Source organism: Microcoleus sp. Pol12B3 (assembly GCF_036701355.1).
Taxonomy (GTDB): domain Bacteria; phylum Cyanobacteriota; class Cyanobacteriia; order Cyanobacteriales; family Microcoleaceae; genus Microcoleus.
Window position 1 is genome coordinate 64,950 of the sequence record NZ_JAUBQS010000017.1, and the last position, 24,106, is coordinate 89,055.

The 24,106-nt window shown below is 45.0% G+C and carries 13 protein-coding genes; 5 read left to right on the plus strand and 8 right to left on the minus strand.

Annotation, left to right across the window (positions count from 1 at the left end):
• Nucleotides 1-2: 2 nt before the first annotated feature.
• From QUA53_RS11180 to QUA53_RS11195, 4 genes are all read right to left on the minus strand, one after another.
• Nucleotides 3-3,551 (minus strand): WD40 domain-containing protein, encoded by a 3,549-nt coding sequence (locus QUA53_RS11180; RefSeq protein ID WP_333097117.1) that lies wholly within the window; start codon nucleotides 3,549-3,551, stop codon nucleotides 3-5.
• Entirely contained in the window at nucleotides 3,551-5,269 is a 1,719-nt protein-coding gene (locus tag QUA53_RS11185) for an AAA-like domain-containing protein (RefSeq protein WP_333097115.1), read from the minus strand. Before QUA53_RS11185 ends, QUA53_RS11180 begins: the two co-directional genes overlap by 1 nt.
• A gap of 292 nt (nucleotides 5,270-5,561) precedes the next feature.
• Nucleotides 5,562-6,293, minus strand: a complete 732-nt coding sequence (locus QUA53_RS11190; protein ID WP_333097113.1) for a WecB/TagA/CpsF family glycosyltransferase — start codon at nucleotides 6,291-6,293, stop codon at nucleotides 5,562-5,564.
• 207 nt (nucleotides 6,294-6,500) lie between these two features.
• Nucleotides 6,501-6,638: a hypothetical protein gene (locus tag QUA53_RS11195; protein ID WP_190657693.1), complete on the minus strand. Its 138-nt coding sequence runs from the start codon at nucleotides 6,636-6,638 to the stop codon at nucleotides 6,501-6,503.
• Between the two features lie 111 nt (nucleotides 6,639-6,749).
• On the opposite strand from QUA53_RS11195, the gene QUA53_RS11200 reads away from it, so the two are divergent.
• Entirely contained in the window at nucleotides 6,750-9,959 is a 3,210-nt protein-coding gene (locus QUA53_RS11200) for a glycoside hydrolase family 15 protein (protein WP_333097111.1), read from the plus strand.
• A gap of 289 nt (nucleotides 9,960-10,248) precedes the next feature.
• Here QUA53_RS11200 and QUA53_RS11205 read toward each other — a convergent pair whose 3' ends face one another.
• On the minus strand, nucleotides 10,249-10,431 hold the full coding sequence (locus QUA53_RS11205; protein WP_333097110.1) for a hypothetical protein: 183 nt from the start codon (nucleotides 10,429-10,431) through the stop codon (nucleotides 10,249-10,251).
• 47 nt (nucleotides 10,432-10,478) lie between these two features.
• On the opposite strand from QUA53_RS11205, the gene QUA53_RS11210 reads away from it, so the two are divergent.
• From QUA53_RS11210 to QUA53_RS11220, 3 genes are all read left to right on the plus strand, one after another.
• Complete coding sequence (locus tag QUA53_RS11210; RefSeq protein WP_333097109.1) at nucleotides 10,479-10,961, plus strand: Hsp20/alpha crystallin family protein; 483 nt, start codon at nucleotides 10,479-10,481, stop codon at nucleotides 10,959-10,961.
• A gap of 632 nt (nucleotides 10,962-11,593) precedes the next feature.
• Complete coding sequence (locus tag QUA53_RS11215; RefSeq protein ID WP_333097106.1) at nucleotides 11,594-17,638, plus strand: AAA family ATPase; 6,045 nt, start codon at nucleotides 11,594-11,596, stop codon at nucleotides 17,636-17,638.
• 9 nt (nucleotides 17,639-17,647) lie between these two features.
• Nucleotides 17,648-19,147, plus strand: a complete 1,500-nt coding sequence (locus QUA53_RS11220) for a response regulator (protein ID WP_333097104.1) — start codon at nucleotides 17,648-17,650, stop codon at nucleotides 19,145-19,147.
• Nucleotides 19,148-19,768: 621 nt separating this feature from the next.
• Here the strand turns inward: QUA53_RS11220 and QUA53_RS11225 are convergent.
• The 3 genes from QUA53_RS11225 to holA all read right to left on the minus strand — a co-directional run bounded on the left by QUA53_RS11225 (nucleotide 19,769) and on the right by holA (nucleotide 23,010).
• A complete protein-coding gene (locus tag QUA53_RS11225; protein WP_333097102.1) occupies nucleotides 19,769-20,029 on the minus strand; it encodes a hypothetical protein in 261 nt (86 codons plus the stop codon).
• Nucleotides 20,030-20,813: 784 nt separating this feature from the next.
• A complete protein-coding gene (locus tag QUA53_RS11230; protein ID WP_333097100.1) occupies nucleotides 20,814-21,803 on the minus strand; it encodes a hypothetical protein in 990 nt (329 codons plus the stop codon).
• A gap of 229 nt (nucleotides 21,804-22,032) precedes the next feature.
• Nucleotides 22,033-23,010, minus strand: coding sequence for a DNA polymerase III subunit delta (gene holA / locus QUA53_RS11235; protein ID WP_333097098.1), 978 nt, complete (start codon nucleotides 23,008-23,010; stop codon nucleotides 22,033-22,035).
• Nucleotides 23,011-23,186: 176 nt separating this feature from the next.
• Between holA and QUA53_RS11240 the strand changes: the two genes are divergently transcribed.
• Nucleotides 23,187-23,927, plus strand: coding sequence for a DUF1868 domain-containing protein (locus QUA53_RS11240; protein WP_333097180.1), 741 nt, complete (start codon nucleotides 23,187-23,189; stop codon nucleotides 23,925-23,927).
• The last annotated feature ends 179 nt before the right edge of the window (nucleotides 23,928-24,106 follow it).

Here is a 24,106-nt window from a genome sequence, read left to right on the forward strand (position 1 = left end):
GCCTAGTCCTTTTTGATTGACTTTTGGTTGAGGTAATCAGAACAGATCGGTTTGTATTCTTCTGCCACTTCAGGGTGTGTTCTGAGATAATCACTTATTGACTCGCAGCCTAATGCCATCAGTTTATCAAAATCCCAAGTCCATAGTCTGATGGTCTTGTCGGCGCTTGCAGAAGCCAAGGTTTTGCCATCTGGACTAAAGGCGAGACTTCTGACTGCATCGCTATGCCCGGTGAGGGTGGCGATGGGTTTTTGGGTTTGCAGGTTCCACAGTTTGATGGTGTTGTCATGGCTTGCAGAAGCCAATATCTTGCGATCGGGACTCCATGCGACGCTATTAACCGAATTGCTATGCCCGGTGAGGGTCGGGATCTCTTTTTGGGTTTGCAGGTTCCATAGTTTGATGGTGTTGTCAGCGCTAGCAGAAGCCAATGTCAAGCCATCGGGACTAAAGGCAACGCTATTGACCCGATCGCTATGCCCGGTCAGGGTTTTGATGGGTTGTTGAGTTTGCAGGTTCCAGAGTTTGATGGTCTTGTCATCGCTAACAGAAGCCAATGTCAAGCCATCGGGACTAAAGGCAACGCTATTGACCGAATAGCTATGCCCGGTGAGGGTTTTGATGTTTTTTTGGGTTTGCAGGTTCCACAGTTTGATGGTGTTGTCACTGCTAGCAGAAGCCAAGGTCAAGCCATCGGGACTCCATGCGACGCTATTGACAAAACTGCTATGCCCGGTGAGAGTGGCAATGGCTTCTTTGGTTTGCAGGTTCCAGAGTTTGATAGTCTTGTCAGCGCTGGCAGAAGCCAAGGTGTTGCGATCGGGACTAAAGGCAATGCTATTGACAAAACTCCTATGCCCAGTGAGGGTCGCAATGGCTTCTTTGGTTTGCAAGTTCCACAGTTTGATGGTCTTGTCAGCACTAGCAACAGCCAAGGTCAAGCCATCTGGACTAATTGCGACGCTATTGACCGCACTGGTATACCTAGTCAGGGTTTTGATGTTTTTTTGGGTTTGCAGGTTCCACAGTTTGATCGTGTTGTCACCGCTTCCAGAAGCTAAGGTTTTGCGATCGGGACTCCATGCGACGCTGTTGACAAAACTGCTATGCCCGGTGAGAGTGGCAATGGCTTCTTTGGTTTGCAGGTTCCAGAGTTTGATAGTCTTGTCAGCGCCAGCAGAAGCTAAGGTCAAGCCATCTGGACTCCATGCGACGCTGTTGACAAAACTGCGATGCCCAATGAGGGTGGCCAGAGGCTTTTGAGTTTGCAGGTTCCAGAGTTTGATAGTCTTGTCAGCGCCAGCAGAAGCTAAGGTCAAGCCATCGGGACTAAAGGCGACGCTGTTGACAAAACTGCGATGCCCAGTGAGGGTGGCCAGAGGCTTTTGAGTTTGCAAGTTCCAGAGTTTGATGGTCTTGTCAGCGCCAGCAGAAGCTAAGGTCAAGCCATCTGGACTAAAGGCGACGCCATTGACCGTACTGCTATGTTCGGTGAGGGTTTTGATCGGTTTTTGAGTTTGCAAGTTCCACAGCTTGATGGTCTTGTCAGCGCTACCAGAAGCCAATGTTTTGCCATCTGGACTTATGGCGACGCTAATAACCGGATTGCTATGCCCAGTGAGGGTAGCGATGGGTTTTCCGGTTTGCGGGTTCCACAGTTTGATGGTGTGGTCATCGCTAGCAGAAGCCAATGTTTTGCCATCTAGACTTATGGCGACGCTACTAACCGGATTGCTATGTCCAGTGAGGGTAGCGATGGGTTTTTCGGTTTGCAGGTTCCACAATTTGATGGTGTTGTCACCGCTAGCAGAAGCCAAGGTCTTGCCATCTCGACTAAAGGCGACGCTAAAGACCGAACTGCTATACCCTTCCAAACTATTGCGCTCTTTTACTTCGGAAACTGCTTGTTGCAGCGAACCCATCACTTGTACTTGGATGTCTTTTGTCGTGTCGGCTGAAGCATCTAGTTTTTTTAATGTTGTTCCGGCTTTCAATGCTTCCAGCAGTGCTTGAAATGTCTGTCCAGAAATAAATGATTGATTGGAAAAAGCACTTTCCTGGATGGTATTTGATAAATTATTAGCTTGAGTGACTTGCTTCCCGGCCAAAAAAGTTGCCCCACCTGCCACAACCAAAGCCACTATAGCAAAAACTGAAGTTCCAATTGTAATTTTTCGTGCCTTTTGCTGTGCCTTGGTTAGGGTCTGATTCGCTTCAGTCAAAATTTGATTAGCTTGTCTCTGAGCTTCTAAATCTCGTTCAACTTCCCGTTGTTGTAATTCCCGACTGGCATTTAAAAAATGATAATCTAAATCGCTCAAGCTTTTGCCTGCCGCCCAAGTTTGAGCCTCTTGCAATGCCTGACCCCGCAACAGTCGCGATTCATCTTGGCAATCAGAATCTTGCCAAGCTTTAAAAGTTTCGCTGTAGGGGCGGAGATTTGCTAATTGTTTTTCTACCCAATCAGCAGTAAAAACAGATTGATAAATTCGGTTATAAACTTTAAGTTTACCAGATTGCTGAACTACCAAACCTGTTAAACGGAGTTCCATTTGTTCGGCAGTATCATCAGCCCCTATCTCATTTTGTTGCAGAATTTGCTGATATATTCCCAGCAACCTACTTGCACGTTGTTTGCTGCTTAAAATGCGGTCTCTAATCGTCTTTAAATGCTCAGGCTCATCCTGTCCTTCCCAATTCTCAATCACCTTTTTTTTGACTAAATTCTCTACCCTATCTGGAGAGTTTTCGATAGACTCTAAATCTTGATAAAGCCGGAGTAATTTACAAACTTTTTGCGTTAAAAATGGCTGCCCACCAGTCCAAGATAATATCGCTTCTAACACTGCTTGAGAATTTTCTGCTTGAGTTCCTAGTCCTACTGCTAAAGGTTGTGCTTCTGCTAATTGAAAACCAGTTAACTCAATGGCACGACCAATATTAAACGGGGTGCGAAGCTGATTGCTTATCAAATCGGAAGGCGTGGCGACCCCAATTAAAGCAAAGGTTAAACGGTTATATTCAGGCTTGTCTGCACGCTGGTTAAAACAATCACGAATCACTGCAAAAAAATCATCAATATTAAATGGCAAAGCCAATAAACTGTCAATCTCATCAACAAAAATAACGATACTTGTCTCAATCCAATTCAGCAATTCTTCTCCGATAAACTTGCTGAAACGTTGGATTGGAGACACCAGTTCGTGACTCGTCCACCATTCATATGAATCGAACTTATTGTAGAGTTCCAAACTATTAACTAGCGAGTCAATAATTCCAAAATACCACTCTTTAGGAGTAATATTTGCAGTACCAATTGCTGTAATATCAACGGCAGCACAGGCAAATCCTTCGTGCTGCAATCTAGCCATTGTTTGCACGCGCAAGCTAGATTTACCCATCTGTCGCGAGTTGAGAACGTAACAAAATTCTCCGGCTTTTAATCCGTCATAAAAATCTTGGTCAGCTTGTCTCCTAACATAAGTTGGTGCATCTACAGGTAGGCTACCACCTACTTGATATTCGTAATCTAAATCAGGTTTGTCATTCATTAATGAACTCCCAATCGATCTTTAAAATAAAGGCGGCAGAGATTGGACAGAGGAATCACATCATTACCTAGCAGCTTCACTAAACCCCTACTGCGAAGTTTAAACGCTAGATTGGCTTCTAATCGTACCGGAACCGAACTAGCAATTACTTGTTTCATTGCTGCTTCCAAATTTGGATCGGCAGTGAGATTAATTAAATGATAGCGTAAATGATCGCCGTAAATTCCTTCTTCAGTAGGCGCAGTCTGTAAAAATTCCTCTAAGGTTAAATAACCGCGAGCAATTTCATAAAGGGCTTTTCTTAACAGGTAAGGATGCCCATCTACCATTTCAATCAATTGTTCTATTTTGCGATCGGGCCAATTCAGTTGATGTTTTTGTACTAACTCAACAATTTCTTGATAGTTAAATTCTGGTAAATCAATTGGTAAACCTACATTAAAAGGCGACTGGTTGATATTCAAGGGAATATAAACTTCTTTGGAATGGGAAATTACTAAACGCAGTTTTTTCCAAGCTGGTTCGTTTTTTCCTTTTTCGTGCCACGCCCGCAGTAAACCAAAGAATTCCTGCGCTACTTGGGGATAAGGAAAAATTCGATCGACTTCATCTAATCCTAAAGTTAATGGTGTGGTAATTGTTGCTAACAGGTAGCGCTGAAAATAGTTGCCGCATTTTTGTTTGCTACCCATGCCTTGTTTCCAGTAGTCTATTACTCGGTCTTCTAAATTTAATTCATTGGTAATCTCACCACAAAACCATTGCAACAAATGATCGAGATTACTAAGAAAATTACCATCAGCAGATTGAAAGTTTAAATAGGCAGTTTGATAACCCTGTTCTCTTGAATGGTGTAAAATGCGCTGTAATAAAGAAGTTTTACCCATTTTACGGGGTGATTTAATTCGGATCAAAGCTCCTGGTTTGGCAATAGTTTGGTAGCATTCCGATTCAATGGGAGGACGAGCGATATATAGGGGTGAATCTAAACTAACAGAACCTTCTGGGTTATCTAAATTGAGGAGAGGAACAGGTGGTGAGGGGAGCGAGCGCGCATTTGCTAACGCAGAGGAAGACTCCTCAAGTATATTGTCAATAGCAGGAAAGATCTCTTGTTCTGCTGTCTCCTGGTCTGAATTTTCTGGCTTCTTCTTTAAAACCGGCGTGAGTTCTTCTGGAATGCCGGCCATTGTGATGCTGACGCAACCTGACTTATAAGCAAACTCGATAGATTCTCCGGCTGCCAGCGCATCATAAAATCCTATGGCGAATTCCCTCGCAGCATTATCTCCTACCGCTTGCTTCATACCAATAACATAGGGAATATGATGTGCGATCGCAGCCGCTTGTACGTCCGAATAGCAGGCGTTGAGTACCACGCATTCTACCCGATCCATAAACAGCTCGAACAAACGTGCTAAAGCTTTTGCATTTACCAGTTTAATCTGTCCCGTCTCATCCTCTAGAGCTAAACCCTCCTCTCCCACACCATGGCCGGAAAAATGGACAATCTCTGGTTTATAATCAAGTACAGCTCGCTGCATATCTCGTGGCGTTACCGCCCACTGTTGCTCAAGTTGAAATTTTTCACGCTTTTTAGAGCGTTGCAACCCATCGGCAATTTCCTTAACCTCTTCACCTAAACGCAAAACCGTAGAGTTCTTAGGGTTCGCTGCTAAAAACAAGATGGTTTTTTTCTTTCTTGAGGAACTACTCATAAATGGGACTTTGACTAAAGGTGATTCGCTATTACTCCCTTTGGACCCCAAGAAGATCTAGTGAAGAGGACAAGGCTTTGCTGCGGGCTTTTATAGATATTGGCTCGCGATCGCCCATACAAGATATTATTGTTTTTTCATGCCGATCTACTTACTAGATTAAGTTTAGCAGCTCTACGGGAATATACTGTATCCTGTCAGGTAAATTAACCACAATTATTGTAGCGGCGGGTTCACGCGCGATCGGCAATATCAGCCATAACTCCCGTAAACCCGATTGTAGTGGGAACTTTTACCCTCGAAAATCTCCCAAAGCTTTCAATGCAAACTGTGGCAAAGCTAACATCCTGCGCCAGCGCCAAGGTTCTTGATAAAGTCGGTACAACCATTCTAAATGATTGTCGCAAAACCAAGCCGGCGCGCGGTCTTTTGTTCCCGCCCAAATATCAAAACTACCGCCTACTCCCACCCAAATCGAATTAGGGCAAAGGTGTCGGTGTTCGGCAATCCAAAATTCTTGGCGCGGCACTCCCAATCCTACAAAAATTAGTTTGGGCTGCATTTTTTTGAGGCTTTCACGGAAGTCTTTCTCTTCATCTGGGGAAAGATAACCGTGTTGAGAAGCAATTGACAATCCGTTAACTTTTTGCTGCCAATTTTTGGCCGCAGCAGCCGCCACTCCTGGGGAACCTCCAAAGAAAAATAGTGGTTCCGAATCAGGCAATTTTCCGGCTTGTTGCAGCAGCGATTCTGCTAATTCAATCCCCGGATAGCGCTGTGCCGGTTTGCCACGCAGCCGCAAGTACAGCACCACTCCCGAACCGTCGGGAATCACCAGTTCCGCTTTGCAGATTACATCCGCTAAGGCCTGATTTTGCTCGGCTTGCATGGCCATTTCAGCATTCAGCGTCACGACGTGACTTCCTAACCCTTGATGCAGGCGCTCCATCAGCCAACCTGCATAATCATCTAATATGTGAACTGGTAGTCCCAGCACTGAAAATTGCGGGCGCGATCCATCCATATTTTTTTCTTTGAAATTCCTACACACCTAGTTATTTAAATTAGCTTAGATTGGCGATCGACGCTAGACCAGTCTTGGTCGCAAAAAAGCCGGTTTGTGCCACCAACAGTCTGTTAAGTCATCGTTCGGTGGCCCAGAAACCGGTTTTTTTGTAAGCGACGGGTCGCGCAAGTTCATTAGAGTTTGCCAGCCAAGTGCGATCGAGCATTAGTGTTCGATTTTTTTGACAGAGCCGTCTGCGTACCATTCCATCGGTACTAGCTCAATTTTACCATTAATTTTCACTGTAGAGTAGACAACTTTCACGAAAGGAACGCTGTTGTTATTGTGGTTTTTGGTAGACATGGCAATTACCTTTTTGTGTTTGGATAACTTGAGAAACGATCTAATATCTGATATATTTAAAAGTCTATTCACCGCAAATCTACTCGCATCAGGAAAAAGAAGGAAAACGAAATGGCGATCGCAAAAACCCAGCGGCAAACCAGGTTGGATTATTACTACCAGCAAATCAAAAACATCATCCTCAAGCGCCAAAATCCTATTACTGGTTTGCTGCCGGCGAGTACCGCCGTTAACGCCCACGGCGACTACACCGATGCCTGGGTGCGCGACAACGTGTACAGCATTCTCGCGGTTTGGGGTTTGGGTTTAGCTTACCGCAAAATTGATGGAGATCAGGGCAGGACATTTGAACTCGAACACAGCACAGTCAAACTGATGCGCGGCTTGCTGTTTGCGATGATGCAGCAATCGAGCAAAGTAGAACATTTTAAAAATACTCAGTCGCCCCTAGATGCCCTGCACGCTAAATACAATACTCAAACTGGAAGTATTGTTGTCGGTGATGATAAGTGGGGACATTTACAGTTAGATGCTACATCTATATTCTTATTAATTCTTGCTCAAATGACGGCTTCCGGGCTGCACGTAATTTTTACAATAGATGAAGTCAATTTCGTGCAAAATTTAGTTTACTACATCGGTAGAGCCTATCGCACGCCGGATTACGGAATTTGGGAAAGAGGACATAAAATCAATCGCGGCAATGCAGAATTGAACGCCAGTTCAGTTGGCATGGCAAAAGCAGCGCTGGAAGCAATAAATGGGTTGGATTTGTTCGGTATTCAAGGTTCTCAAGCGTCAGTTATTCACGTTTTGCCCGACGAAATTGCCAGAAGTCGCATAACTTTGGAATCCCTTTTGCCTCGCGAATCTAGTTCAAAAGAAGTAGATGCCGCTTTATTGAGCGTGATTAGTTTTCCGGCTTTTGCTGTCGAAGACCGAGAATTAATAGAACGGACTAGAAATAAGATTATTGACAAATTGCAAGGAAAATACGGCTGCAAGCGGTTTCTGCGGGACGGACACCAAACAGTTTTGGAAGATGCTGATCGCCTGCACTACGAACCCACAGAATTAAGGCAGTTTGAGCACATTGAATGCGAGTGGCCACTATTTTTCACTTATTTATTTTTGGACGCCCTATTTCAGGGAAATCAAGCTCAAGTGCAAGAGTACCAGCAGCGTTTGGAATCTCTAGCAGTCGATCGCTCTGGTGTGCCACTACTACCAGAATTGTACTACGTCCCCGCCGAAAATATAGAAGCAGAAAAGCTAAATCCCCGCAGCCAGCAGCGCTTACCCAATGAAAATATTCCCCTAGTTTGGGCGCAAAGTCTGTATTTTCTCGGTCAATTGCTGAACGAAGGATTAATCGCAGTTGGCGACATCGACCCGCTGGGAAGGCACCTGTCAGTGGGCCAACACAGAGAACCTTTAGTGCAAATTGCACTGTTAGCTGAAGACGAAGATTTGCAAGCAGAATTAGCCGCTAACAGCATTGCGGCACAAACCCCAAAACAGGTAGAACCAATTCAAGTCCGCCAGACTAAAGAATTATCAGCTATTTACACGCAAATTGGACGAAATGACCAATTAGGCTTAAGTGGCCGCCCCGTTCGCCGTTTGCGGAGTTTAACAACTTCTCGGGTGTTTAAAGTTCGCGAAGAGGCGATCGTATTTCTCCCCTCATTTTTGAACAGACAAGAGTTTTACTTAACTTTAGATTACCATTATTTAGTAGCTCAAATCAAGAGTGAAATAGCTCACATTCACCGCCACTGGTATCAGTTAGGACGCCCTACGGTAACGCTGATGCTGACTCACACAATGCTGGAAACCGGCCGGGAAGCGTTGTTAGAATTAATGAAGGAATTCCGGGATGGATATTGTAAAAACACGCCCGTCAAACTCGGAAATCTTAAGCAGTTTATGCTGACTGCTGGGACTGAAAGAATTGATTTAATGCACGATTTTGAATTTACTGAATCTCCGGTGACAGGTGCAGTAGAAACGCGCCGATATCTAACTTACAATCCTGAAAAAACTTGGCCTTTGGGTCACACGCAAGAATTTAAATTAGAGTGCGAAACTAATACTCAATTCTTGCTAACTAGCCTGCGAGATTCAGAAAATTTGTACGAACAAATTGAGTTGCTGCACACGTTGGTTCGCCTCAAAGGATTAAATTTTGATACAGGATTTGGAGGTACGGAAGAAATAGTTAAAGTTGTGGACTTGCTCAACGAAGTTTATACAAAAGCTGGAGAAAGTTCGCAGTCAAAAATCCAATGGGCAGTCATCCGCCATGCCGCAGGTTTGCTGGATAAAGTTGATATCAGCTTGTCCGATGCAGTGACAGATATTTTGGTGCGACAAAAACAGATTGCTGTGGGGAAAGCTTACAGCGAAGATTCGATAATTTCGAGACCGGGTTCTTACACGGAAGTGATGGACAAAATTCGCCAATTCTGCGGAGAAGATATTCGCGATCGAGTTCTCACCCAAGAAATTCTAATTTACCTCAGCGTTCTAATTAAAGCAGAACCGCAATTATTTAAAGGTCTGCTCACACTGAGAGTTAGCTACTTTATTCTGCTGTTAACAAGCGAATTAGCTCGCGAATTGGGAGTGACGCAAAATGAAGCTTACGAACATTTAATGCAGCTAAGTCCCTTTGAAATCAAAAATCGCCTGCGCCAAGTGTTGACAGAATACGAGGAAATGAATCAAATCCTCAAACAACAAGAATCCCTGCGCGTCAAACAGCCGGAAAAAGATATTGAATGGGTAGTAGCGCCAGTTTCCGAAGAACCGCAAATGCCTGCGGGAGGATGGCGCCGGAAGCGGCAAATGGAAGGTGGAGTCAATCGCGTACCGAAGGATTTTTATCCGAGTGTTTGGGGACTGCTGCGGCACTGCAAAGGCTTGATAATTGGCGACAAATTAGAGCGACGCAATCGGTTAGATAGCCATATCATTTTATCGGAAATGACCCCAGGTGAAAAGAATTTTGCGCTACAAATCGAGCATTTGCTGAATAAAATTGTGGCGCCGGAATACCGACAAGTGAATATTGAGGCGCTGATGGAGTTGGCAGCAATTGCCCAGCGCAATCCTGAATTGCAGGTAGAAGAATACATCGTTTTAGATGTATTAGTCGGTCACGCAGTGCGGCTGAATTGGCTAGGAAAACACCAGGAAAGAGCGGATAAATACGACGAAGATAAAGCGGCGGCTTGGCAAGCTTTTTACAATACTTCGCCTTACGTTTGCGCGAGTCATGTACTCGATGCTTTCCGATTCTTGACGAAATTTGGATAGATTGAGTGGTTAATACAAGCTACCCCCTCGATAGTTCGGCGGTTGAAACCGCAACTACATAAACTAACTCCGCCTCTGCGGACTCAGAAATAAGGGAGATATTTAAGCTCGATCGCGATTATGCGAAATCCTTCATACAGCGAGCGATGGCTATGGGAAAGAGCGATTACCTGCACGTCCTTACGCGTCTGCTACACATCATCACCCGAACCGCATTTTTGGTGCGGTTTGCAACACCGGCAATACTTCCGGCAACGCTCGTGCCGTGCAGAGTTCTGAGGCTGGAGCATCATGGCGTTGCCACAGTATTGTCGGTTTCTAGGAATAGCTTTGTACGGTTTTCTTCACTGCCAATAAATTCTGCTTCTTTCGTACTTATTCTAGCAAATACGACTAACTGAGTAGGGTTTTCCTGACTGTTCCTCCCACGCCCGGAAGCGGCATCATAATAACTGTAAGCAATGAGCTTCAACCCAAACTTTCGTTATAAAGTCTTACCAATCTTTGAGGTGACAGATTATGTTGATGCGCTATTGGCAACCATTCACAGAAATTGAAACGCTCCGCCAGCAACTCGATAAAGTTTTTGACCAACAGGCAACAACGAGAGATAACTCAGAAGCCACTTGGATGCCCGCTGTGGAATTTGCTGATGCTGGGGACAATTTCGTATTAAAAGCGCAACTGCCTGGAATTGACCCCAAAGACATTGACGTTCAAGTCACTCGCGAAGCAATTTCTATCTCTGGCGAACGCCGCTACGAAAACACAGACGAAAAATCTGGCTACGTCCGCTCTGAATTCCGCTATGGCAAATTCCACCGGGTGCTTCCCTTGCCCGCACACATTCAAAATGACTCTGTGCAAGCTGAATACAAAGATGGCATTCTAACGCTAACCCTGCCCAAAGTAACTGAGGCCCGCAATAAAGTCGTCAAGATTAATTTGGCCGAAATTGCTGGAACTCCAGCAAATCCCGCTTTGGAACAGGCTAACCAATAACATCGGCTGTGCTTAATCGAGTGAGGCAAATTTTCCCAAATTGAGCCTAATTGGATTTACTTAACAACAACGGAACTGGAAAAGTTGATACCGGGAGCTACACTTGCTCTCGGTATTCTTTATTAGGGAAAACCGAGCGAAAAACCACCTACAACTGTCCTGCACCCGCAGTGAATTCAGTAACGCTTACAAGGCAGGCTTCTAGTAAATGCAGCAGAGAGCTAGACGAGCAGAATACCCAATCGCGATCCCAGGCTTGGAAATCCCTTAGTCTTCCGTCCCACCCATTTCTGTGGCGAATAAAGAAACTTGGGCTATGTTAGACCACAGGGCGCTTTTACGGTCATCAAAAACTCTGGGGAAAAACGCTTGCGGCTATTGCATCTAATATATCTTGCAGCCGTTATGCTTCCCGCCTCATAGTGCTACAGCCTCCTCCAAAATGCGATCGCGAATGCGTTCTTTCAACATATCCACGCTCGGCGCTCTCATGAGGCCACGATTGCCAGAAGCGAAACATGAGCTCACTTTTGTTGAGTAAATTACTATGTTACGATCAGCTCCTATAATAATTAAGTTTTAAAACCGGCCTTAACCTTACGCTCCATTCCCTTGCGATCGCTAGAATAACAATGACTATCAACTTAGCTGGCTATCAATTCGTTGAAACCCTCCACAGCGGAATAAGAACTTCAGTCGATCGCGCTCGGAAGGATTCGGACTTTTCCAGCGTGATCGTCAAAACGCTAAAGGCTGAGTATCCCACTCTTTCTGACATCACCCGCTTGCGGCACGAATATCAAATTCTGCACAGCTTGAACGTAGAAGCGATCGTCAAACCCATTAGTTTAGAAAGCTATAAAAACGGTTTAGCACTGATATTAGAAGATTCAGGCTCCGAGTCTCTCAAAGATTGGATGAAGGGTAAGAAACTCACAATCATTCAATTTCTTTCTTTGGGATTCCAGCTTGTCTCTGCCTTAGCAGAAATCCATAAACATAACATTATTCATAAAGATGTAAAGCCACACAATATTATCATCAACCCAGCCACTGAAAAAGTTAAAATTATTGATTTCAGCATCGCTTCGCGTCTGGAGCGAGAAAATTCGACGCTCAGCCATCCAGATTTGCTCGAAGGCACACTCGCCTATATGTCGCCAGAACAAACTGGGCGGATGAATCGGTCAATTGACTACCGCACTGATTTTTATTCACTAGGCGTTACCTTCTATGAAATGCTCACAGGCGAGTTGCCCTTTAATTCCACAGACCCGCTGGAATTGGTACACAGCCATATTGCCAAAACTCCCATTCCCCCTCAGCAGCTAAATCCTGAAATCCCACCACAAATTTCAGCGATTGCAATGAAGTTATTAGCTAAAAATGCTGAAGACCGCTACCAAAGCGCTGAGGGAATAAAATTTGACTTAGAAACTTGCTTGATCAAGCTACAGGCTAGCGGATATATTTCCAACTTTGTTGTTGGAAGTGCGGATAAAGCAGGGCAATTAAATATACCGCAAAAGCTCTACGGTCGCGACAAAGAAATTGAAAAAATTCTAGAAACTTTCGATCGCGTTGCCAGTGGCACCACCGAATTAATGCTAGTTTCCGGTTATTCCGGGATAGGCAAAACAGTGTTGGTCAATGAAGTCCACAAACCCATTGTGCGCCAACGAGGCTATTTTATTGCAGGTAAATTTGACCAGTTCAAGCGCAATATTCCTTATGCTTCCCTAATTCAAGCATTCCAATCCTTAACTCAGCAACTTCTAACCGAAGGAGAAGTAGAAATCCAAACTTGGAAAGAAAAACTGTTATCCGCTTTAGGCGATAACGGACAAGTCATCATTGATGTTATCCCTCAAGTCGAATTAATTATTGGCAAACAGCCACCCGTACCTGAGCTAGGGGCAACTGAAGCTCAAAACCGTTTCAGTCGCGTCTTTAAACAATTCATTGGCGTATTTACGACTATTGACCATCCGTTAGTTCTCTTCCTCGATGACTTGCAGTGGGCGGATTCTGCCTCGTTGAAATTAATTCAATTGCTAATAACTGATTCTGATAGCAAGTATTTATTGCTGATTGGGGCATATCGAGATAACGAAGTTTCTCCAACTCATCCGACGATTCAAACAATTGACAAGATTCGCCAAACTGGTGCGACGGTGAATAATATTGTCCTTCAACCATTACACCTGGTTCATGTCGAAGAATTAATTGCGGATACTTTAAATGAATCTGGCGGTTCGGAATCCCTGTCTGTAAAGACGCGATATTTCGCGTCTCTACTTTTTAATAAAACCCAGGGCAATCCTTTCTTCTTAAGTCAACTCCTCAAAACTCTCTATCAAGAAGATTTGTTGACTTATGATTTATATTCTGGCGTCTGGCAATGGAATATCGAGCAAATTCAAGCGATCGGCATCACCGATTACAATGTTGTAGAACTGATTGCTAGAAATATACGCAAATTGCCAGAAGATACACAAAAAGTATTAAAATTAGCTGCTTGTATTGGCAACACTTTTAACTTAGAAGTGTTGGCGATTGTCAATCAGGAATCATCCTTAGTCACGGCAGCGCAATTGTGGGCAGCACTTCAAGCTGGGTTGATTTTACCTTTGAGCAATGAATACAAAATTCCCCTCGTATTTAGTCAGGAAGAATCCGGCGGTTTTACCTTAACTGATGTGAAGGTTGACTACAAGTTTTTACATGACAGAGTGCAGCAAGCTGCCTATTCTTTGATTCCCGATGAGCAGAAAAAAGAGACCCACTTAAAAATTGGTCAACTGCTGCTGCAAAGTACAACGCCCGAAAACCGAAAAGAAAATATTTTCGCTTTAGTTAACCAACTCAATTATGGTACTGACTTACTTACCAGTGAATCCCAAAAATATGAACTAGCCCAATTGAATCTGATTGCAGGTCAGAAAGCGAAAGCTGCTACAGCCCACGATTCCGCCGTCAAATATTTGCAAGTAGGTTTATCTCTGCTAGCCGTAGATAGTTGGGACAATCGGTATGAATTGGCATTAATGCTGCATGAGGAAGCAGCAGAGTCAGCATATTTGAGTGGTGATTTTGACGGAATGCAGAGATTCGTTGAGATAGTACAAAACTGCGCCAAAACACTATTGGACATAGTAAAAGTGTACAAAGTCCAGATTCAAGCTTATATGGCGCAGAACAAGCTGCTGGAAGCATTGAATACGGGGCTGCAAGTCTTAAAGCAGTTGGAGGTAGAGTTTCCCGACTCGCCAAACCCATCTGATATTGGGCAGGCGCTGGGGGAAACTGCGGCAATTTTGAGTGGCACCCGAATTGAGGACTTAATCGAACTCCCTGAAATGACCGATCGTTATCAATTAGCAGCGATCGGGATTTTGTCAAGTATATTTTCTGCTTGCTATTCTGGGATGCCCGTACTGGTGCCTTTAACAGTATGCAAACAGGTCAATTTATCCGTTCAATACGGCAATGCTTCTGTGTCTCCCTTTGCATATGCGGTATATAGTCTTCTTCTTTGCGGGGCGGTAGGAGATATTGAGGGGGGCTATGAGTTGGGCCAATTAGCTTTACGTCTAGTCTCAAAGTTAAATGCCAAAGAAATCGAAGTCAAGACTTGCCACTTAGTGTATGCTGCAGTTCAACATTGGAAAGAACACGTCCGAAATACCTTAGAACCTTTCCTGGCAGCTTTCTCTACTGGGCTGGAAACTGGAGATTTAGAATATGCTGGCTATGCCGTCATGGTGTGGAGTCATTACTCGTTTTTTGTTGGCAAGCAACTAATGCAGCTCGAACGAGAGATAGCAACTTATACAGATGCCCTTCATAAAATTAGCCAAGAAACAGCGCTTAATAATACAAAAATCTGTTGGCAAGCCGTCTTAAACATGATGGGAAGAAGCGAAAACCTCTGCGAGTTAAAGGGGGAAGCCTACGACGAAGAGAAAATGCTGCCGCTATACCAGCAAACCAACAATCAACTGGCAATTCATTACTTATACTTGCACAAACTTGCGCTTTGTTATGTGTTTGAGAATTACGCGGAAGCTTTAAAAAATATCCCTCAAGTAGAAAGTTCTTTCGGATCGTCTACAGGCCAGCTAACTGTTGTTATATTCTATTTCTACGATTCTCTAGTACGGTTAGCTGTGTATCCTGAAACTTCGCAGTCCGACCAACAGGACATTCTTAACCGAGTACAAGCTAATCAAGATAAATTGCAAAAATGGGCGCATTATGCCCCAATGAATCATCTGCATAAATTCTATTTAGTAGAGGCCGAAAAACATCGTGTTTTAGGCGAAAAACTAGAAGCGGTCGAGATGTACGACAAAGCGATCGCTCTTGCTAAAGAAAACGAGTATATCAACGAAGAAGCACTAGCTGACGAACTCGCTGCTAAATTCTATTTTTCCTGGGGTAAAGAAAAGATTGCCCGCACCTACATGACCGATGCTTATTATGCCTATATGCGCTGGGGGTCTGTAGCTAAAGTTAAACATCTAGAAGGAAAATACCCGCAATTAATAGGGCGATCGCCTGCGGTCATGGGAACGCCTTTCGACCCTACGATGACAATTGATCCTTTGACCATTACAGGCGCTCAACCAGAGTTGCTAGACTTGGCAACTGTAATGAAAGCATCTCTTGCCATTTCTAGTGAAATTGTTCTACCTAACTTGCTCACGAAGTTAATGAAAATTTTGATAGAAAACGCAGGCGCTGAAACTGGAGCGCTTATTCTATCAAAAGATGGTCAACTTGTTATAGAAGCGGCGGGGACTAAAGATCGAGTCCGAGTGCTGGAATCTTTACCAGTATCAACTTCTGGGCTAGTGCCTATCTCGGTACTTAATTACGTCACCAGAACTCAGAAAGATGTCGTTTTAAATGATTCGGGCCGCGAGGAAATCTTTAACGCCGACCCCTACATTACCCAACATAAACCCAAATCAATTTTGTGTGCGCCTATCCTATCTCAAGGTAAGTTAAGTGCCATCCTGTACTTAGAAAACAACGTGATTGCTGGCGCTTTCACACCGAAGCGGGTAGAAGTGTTGCGGATGCTATCGGGACAAGCGGCGATCGCCTTAGAAAATGCCAACCTCTATCACACTTTAGAAGTCAAAGTAGAAGAGCGAACCGAGGAATTAAAAGCCAAAAATACGAGCCTAGAAGTGGAAATTCAAGAGCGACAGCGAGCCGAGCAAGTGGCCGAAGCCGCAAACCGCGCCAAGAGCCAATTTCTCGCCAACATGAGCCACGAACTTCGCACACCCCTCAACGGCATTTTAGGTTATACCCAAATCCTCAAACGAGACACAGGTTTAACCAGTCAGCAAAATTCTGGTATTAACATCATTCATCAGTGTGGCGAACACCTCCTAACTCTGATCAATGACGTTCTAGACCTGTCCAAAATCGAAGCCGGAAAAATGGAACTCTACCTCACCGAGTTTCACCTGTCAGACTTTCTCCAAGGCATCACTGAAATCTGCCAGATTCGCGCCCACCAGAAGGGAATCTCTTTGATTTACGAACCGCTAACTCCACTTCCCACTTGCGTCCAAGCCGATGAAAAAAGATTGCGGCAAATTCTCATCAACTTACTCGGTAATGCCATAAAATTCACCGAAAAAGGAGGCGTTACTTTCAAAGTAGACAGACTGGAGACTCAGCAATCTTTGTCATCACCAATCGCCAATCCCCAATCCCTAACAGCGAAATTTATTTTCCAAGTAGAAGATACAGGCATTGGCATCGCGCCGGAGGAACTATCAAAAATATTTTTGCCCTTCGAGCAAGCCAGCGGTTCAGTTAGCCAGATAGAGGGAACAGGATTAGGGCTGCCAATTAGTCGCCAATTAGTGGAGATGATGGGTGGCGAACTGAAAGTACAAAGCTCTTTAGGTAAAGGCAGTATTTTCTGGTTTGAGTTAGAGTTGCCTATTACCGAAAGCTGGGAAGGGTATAAAAAAGAACCTGAAAAAATTATTAGGAGTTTCTCAGGCGATCGGCGGAAAATTTTAGTCGTTGACGATCGCTGGCAAAATCGCTCTGTTCTAGTTAATCTTTTAGCTCCCATTGGGTTTGAATTGATGGAGGCAACGGACGGTCAAGACTGCGTGAATAAAGCGCTGTTATTTCAACCGGACTGTATTATAATTGACTTGGTAATGCCAGTCATGGACGGCTTTGAAGCGGTGAGGCGGATCAGAAAAATCCCTCCATTGAAGGATGTAATCGCGATCGCAACTTCTGCTAGCATTTTATCCGGCGATCCCCAAAGCATTTTCCAGGCTGGTTGCAACGCTTTTCTCCTCAAACCTATTCGAGCAGAAAAGTTATTAGAATGCTTGGGCAACCATTTAGGTTTAGAATGGATTTATGAGGAGCGAACAACTTTCAGTTCAGAAGGTATCTTCACCGAACTCCCTTCCCAAATCCAAGACCAACAACTGATTGCTCCCCCTTCGGAAGAAGTTGCAGTCCTGTTCGATTTAGCGATGAAAGGTGAACTCCTCAGTATTGAGAAGCGAGCCAGCAAGCTGAAGGCAATAGATATGCGTTATGCACCTTTTGTCAATCAGTTGCTTGAATTAACCAAAAACTTTGAAGAAGACAAATTAGTAGAATTTGTTCAACAGTTTAGATGAGGACTAAAAATGACTAGCGAATCTTTAGACAGAGGAACCATTTTAATTGTGGATGATACGCCCACTAATCTGGGTTCAGTATTGGATTTTTTGAGCGCATCTGGCTTCACTGTTTGGGTAGCTCGCAGCGGGTCTAGCGCTATCAAAAAAGTGCAATATTCTCAACCCGATTTAATTTTGTTGGATGTTCTGATGCCAGAGATGGACGGGTTTAAAACCTGTCAACATCTAAAAGCAAATGACTTAACTAAAGATATCCCAGTCATTTTTATGACCGCGCTGGACGATACAGAGAGCAAAGTCAAAGGCTTTAATGTGGGGGGAGTTGATTATATCACTAAGCCCCTTCAACAGGAAGAAGTTTTAGCTCGGGCTATCACACACCTGAATCTGCGAAATCTAACTAAAAAGCTTCAGGCGCAAATTGTCGAGCGCGAGCGAGCGCAAGCCGACCTACAAGTTTTGACGCAAGAACTAGAGACGCGAGTAGAACAGCGCACCGCTGAACTTTCCAAAACGAACGAACGCCTCAAGCAGGAGGCTGCTGAACGCAAGCTTGCACAAGTAGCTTTGCAAGCATCGGAAGCGCGAGAGCGACACAAAGCCCTACAGCTCGAAAATTCCCTGCACGAACTCAAGCAGGTGCAAAGTCAGCTCATTCAAAGCGAAAAAATGTCGGGGCTAGGTCAACTCGTAGCTGGTGTAGCTCATGAAATCAATAATCCAATTAATTTTATTTATGGAAATCTTTCCTATGCTATGGAATATTCAAAAGCTTTGGTCACTATCATTGACCTGTACCAAAAGCACTATCCTAACCCGGCTCCAGATATACAAGCAGAAATCGCAGCAAGCGAGCTAGATTATCTCAAAGACGACTTGCCTAAAATGTTCAAATCGATGTACTTAGGAGCCGATCGCATCCGCGAAATCGTTTTATCTTTGCGCCTCTTCGCACGGCAAGAAGGATATGAAATGAGATCGGTCAACCTTCACGAAGGTATCGACAGCACGCTGATGATTTTACAGAGCCGATTAAAATTTAAGTCAGACCGCCCCTCGATTGAAGTGGTGCGGGACTATTGCCCAAACCTGCCCGAAGTGGAGTGTTATGGGGGAGAAATGAATCAGGTATTTATGAATGTACTTGCAAATGCGATCGATGCTATTGATGAGTGGAACAAGCAGAGATCGCTAGAAGAAATTAAAGCGAATCCTAGCGTGATTCGGATTAGCACAGAAATAACAAGCAGCAATTGCGTAGCTGTCCGAATTGTGGACAATGGGCCGGGGATATCGGAAGATGTTCGTCGCCATGTATTTAACCCGTTTTTTACGACAAAACCCCCCGGTAAGGGCACAGGGATTGGGTTATCGATTAGCTGGCAAATTGTAGTGGAAAAACACCGGGGAAGCTTGGGGTGTATTTCTGCACCAGGCAGAGGAACAGAGTTTACTATTGAGATTCCGATTCGGCAGGAATCTCCTGTCTTGTCGCTGTCAGCTTGATGTTCTGCAAAAAAGTTAGTGAATTCATAGGGTTAATTTTTAAACTACTCCCCAATCTAGCAAGCTTAACAAAAGTTGTGTGGCCGCTGCTTGTCAAGTTTCCTCACCAACGATCGTCATCCCAGGGCTCACAAACTAAAAAACCCAGGGGTCGCCGGGACTGTGTGCGATCGCTGAAGGGGTAACAAGAGAGCTACGACGTAGAGCGCATAATGGTTCCCACCCTTATACCTCTCTGATAAAAGCGGCGTTTATGGGGGGATTTACTGGTTAATTCGGCAGTCCATTGGTGATATTGTTCCCAGTTTTTAACGCACTTTTCTCCATTTAAATCCACACAAAATGTACTGCATCTTCAGTAAATTCTCCCGGATTCTTTGAGACAACAGACATATTTTTTTCCTGATGTCAGTTGATTTCATCTCCTGGCAGTGTTGACTTTAAATAAGCCAGAGACATCACCAAAATCCTTGAGTTCAATCGGTTTTCTCTTAATCCACTGCCTCCTAGATTATAGCCCCCACGTTTACAGTCTCGGAACATTGCTTCAATCCCAATTCTTTTTTTATACGCTTCAATGGCGACGATTAAACTTCCCCGATCAGTCAAGATATACCAAGGCTATTTTGTGTTTTGATTGCGGTAGTTTATTTTCCATTTAGCTGCCACGACAAAATCCTGAAAATGGCCGATTTTACCGATTTTATTCCCTTGATAATATAAGGCAACTCCCGGTTTAATTGGTAACTCATCTAATCGCTGCAAAATTTTATTTTTTACTTCTATAAAAATCGTTTTTTTAAAGCTTAAACAACATCTGACATTCCTTGTCTGGAGCGAGGTGGCTAAATCTAGGGAACAAAACTCGCGGTCTCCTAGCACCACTATTTGATAATCTTTGAATATTGCTAAAACTGAAGAGAGTACACTTTCTTGTTCCTCCTAGTTACTATTTCCTATGTGCGGCAGTAATATCCAGGCTAAGGGAATGGCTTTTCTTGACCAAATCACACGGACCATTAGTAAATTGAGATTTTTTCCCTGGCTGCGGTCAATCGCTAGGTATAACTTATGTTTCGACTTTTTGGGTACCGATTTCTCTAGGCAATAACTGATGATAAGCCACAATAACCTACTAATCGTTAAGCTACGTAAATCCAAGAATCTTTGTAAATTTCTGCCTCTTCCTTCACAAGTTATCCAGATTGGAAAGACTCTTGCTATTGTTTCTAGTTTGACTTTTTTTTCGGTTTGAATCAAGTTGAGCCAGAAGCAGCAACATCAGGAAGTGGGCGCAGCCCAATTTTTTTTCTAGATGCTCGTGACTAAATTCCATTAGTATTTTTTTGATTTGTGGGTTTACTTGTCACTATAGTAGACCCATCTTGTTTGGGGAACCCAGCTCTCATCCCTTCTGTCTCAAGGTTTTAGCTCCCTTGTTAACCCCCAGAAATTGTCTGTTAAAAAGCAATCAAACAATAATTGGGGTCGGCGTCCCGCCCGCGGAGAATATGCAATTTAAATGCGCGACAGCTTAAATGAAATTTTAATAAAATTGAAAAAAGTCAAAAGTAAGAAAGCTTTCAGTAAAAACAAGTTTTTTTACTTTTGGCTTTTGACTTTTGACTTTTAGCACATCGAGTATTCCACTCAAACCTCAAAACTCTTAAGGCGCTGCTGCTGCCCTGCGGTTGGCAACAATCAGATTAGCCTGATACTCTGCGGCTTTTTGCTGAGCCTTTTGGTAGTTCGGGCTGGTTGACGGTACGGCTCTCATGAGCTTAACCGCTTGCTGCCACTCGCTTGCTACTGCGATCCACTCATTTTGAGACTGAGCCTTCTGGGCCGAAATTGCTGCCTTCTGAGCTGTGTTAACGGCTTCCCTCCAAGAGTCAGGCTTGGGCGCAGCGGCTTTTGGTGCAGGAGAAGCTGAAGCTGGGCTTGCTGGCGCAGCAGCAGTAGGAGCGGGTTTTGGTGCAGGGGAGGCTGCCTGTGGGGTGCCTGGAGATGCGGCTGGAGAGGATACAGCGGCTTTAGAAGGGGGAGATGAGGGTTGGGGGGAGGGGGAAGCAGCTTCGGGGGCGATGGGTTCTGGGTTAGAGTTGCCGAAGGGGAAAGTTTTAGTAAAGAAAAGCCCTGCGATCGCCGCCAGAGGTACTAAGATACCCACAGGTATTACCCATTTGGGAAATTGTTTTTTCGGAGGCGGGGCTTGATCTTCGTCTTCGTCTTCGTCTTCCTCGTCGTCATCTCGATCGAATTCTCCTTCTTGATAATAGTCTCCGCCTTCGGGTTCGACATCATCTAAACCTACAGAGTCGTCAGGCATTCCACTATCCAAGGGGTAAGGCATGGAACCTGCAGGCATCAGATCAATTTCATCTTCCCACGCAGGCGATCCGTCACCTGTTCGACGCCCGTAAACCTTTACAGTGTGAATTGATTCGAGTCCCAGCTTCGTCATGCCGGTGCGGATGAAATCGACCAATACCATTTGATCCGGTACTTTGTCTGCCTCCAGAATTATGTGGAGGCAGCCGTTGTCGCGCGTCACATCGGCGTTGATGCCTTTGGGTTTGAGTGTACGGTTGATGCTAGATGCGATCGCTTTTGGATCGCCTTGCTTGAGCAGTTCCCGCGGGTTCTGTTGTGTCATGGGTAGCGCTCTTTTTTTGGGGGGGGTGGAGAGCCGGCAAATAATATTAACCGATCGGCGTTCGGCGGACAATATTTATTTACCACATTAACTTCTACTTTGCCATTCTGAGAGTATTTCTAGTATCTATTGACCTTTTGACCCGTGATCCGGCATCAAGCACATAGCCTCTATCGAAATTTGTTGTAAAAATTTACAGTAAGGGGCCGATCCTGTGCGCTGTCGCGCATCAGCGAAACAAGCTAGAAAGTTCTATAACTTTGGTTTGCAGGGTTGAGATTTCTTCCCGGCCCCGCTTTAAAGAAGCTTCTAACTCTAGCAGCAAAGGCAAACTTTTTTGCAGTTTTTCTAAGCTGGCGTTCTTGACTTCTTGACGAAAATAGTATACTCGTTTCGGATTGCCGAGATCTAGCGCTTGAGCAATTTTATCATCGCGATCGCCCGCTTGGATCATTGCCTTTACCCACAGCCAAATCCGAAACTTACCAGTCAAGCCAGCCGTAATCCTCAAACCAGGTTCGCTGCGGCCAGTTAAGCCGGCCAATAAATCCAAAGCGGCGGAGGTATTGCCCTCGCGAATCGCATCGGCTAGCTGGAAAGTATTCTGGGCGTGACAGTGTACCAGTGCCGCAACTTCTTCCGGGTTCAGAGGTTGGCTGCGGTTGCCCGCAAACAGCAACAATTTTTCGAGTTCGCTGTATAGCTGGCGGGTATCGCTACCAATGGATTGGGCCAAAAGTTCGATCGCTGTGGCGGTCAATTTTACGTTCATTTCGCCGGCGACTTGGCGCACCCGCTGGACTAATTCTTTGTCATTCCAAGGTGGAATCGGCGAAAATTCCCGCACTTGGGCGGACTGGACAAGTAACTTGGTAGATTTGAGCCGGCTGTCGGGTTTTTTGACGGATGTCAGCAGCAGCACGGTGGTAGGGGGAATCACTGGCAGTGTTCGTTCCAATTGCGCTAACAGTTCTGGAGAACACTGCTGCGTAACAGTCGTATTTGCCAGCCAGACAAAACGGCTGCCGGTACCGAAGGGGGGCGTTAAGGCTCGATCGAGCCCTTCGACCACAGTGTCGGGTCGATCGGCAATAATCTTGTCATAGTTAAAACTAGCCCAGTTGGGGTCGAGGACTGTTTGGCGCAAACTTGTCACAGCCTGCGCCATCGCAAAGTCGTCTTCCCCCCAAAACAGGTAAATTTGCATGAAAAACGCTCACTAGCCCAAAAAATCAGAGTTGCACGCGAGGCTTGTCCAACATATCCTGAATTGGGCTGTTGGAAGCCCGCGCCATAATATAAAATTTGGTGTGGGAGTATGTCACCGCGAGGAAATCAAGATTGGATGATACTTATCAAGCTTACGTAAATCGGGTGGCGCGAATGACGCTGCTGGAGTCTTACAAGTCCCAGGTGGAACACATTCAGGAATCTCCAAAATTTAAGCCGGACGAAGCTGGTCACAGAGATCCTGTACCTTTTCCGGGTTATTCGGTGATTACGCCGCCGGCTGGGGAAGATGCAGAAAATGCTGCACTTTATAGTAATTTGCACTCGATCCAACAACGGCTATTGCATGAAATAGCGGACGGTGCGATCGTGGCACTGCCTCCTGATAGCTTCCATTTAACCGTAGCCGATTTGATTTGGAGCAGCGCTTTTCGAGATGCCTCTGATAAAAATCCCGAATTTGAGGAGCAACTGCGCTCGCGCATGGCCGATCGTTTTGCCGCCTGCAAACCCTTGGCGGGGGGCCCTCCCATTCGCTGGATAGTGCTGGGGTTGATGGTGATGACTAGAGCTGTGGGTGTTTGTTTAGCACCGACGGACGAAAACTCTTACAAGCAAATTCTGGAGTTTCGCCGATCGATCTATCAAAATCCCGATTTAATGGCTTTGGGAATCGAACAGCAATATCATTTTACGGCCCACATTACTCTGGCTTATTTTGGGGACGTTGGGCCGAACCTTGACCGCGATCGCTTGTGCGCTTTGCTGTCAGAGTTAAACGAGCAATGGCTGGACACGCCGCAAGAACTGTCTGTACACCGAGTGGAACTGCGGAAGTTTGACGACATGACCACCTACCTCCGGCAACCGGACTGGCCTGTGTTTGAGTTTTAACGAAGGAAGAAGGAAGAGGGAAGAGGGAAGAAGGAAGAGGGAAGAGGGAAGAAGGAATATTTTTTCCCATCTCCCACTCTCCCCATCTCCCACTCTCCCACTCTCCCACTCTCTCGCCCCCCTCTCCCCCTCTCCCCCTCTCGCTTGTGACAATAGTCAGGATATTGGCTATTAAATGC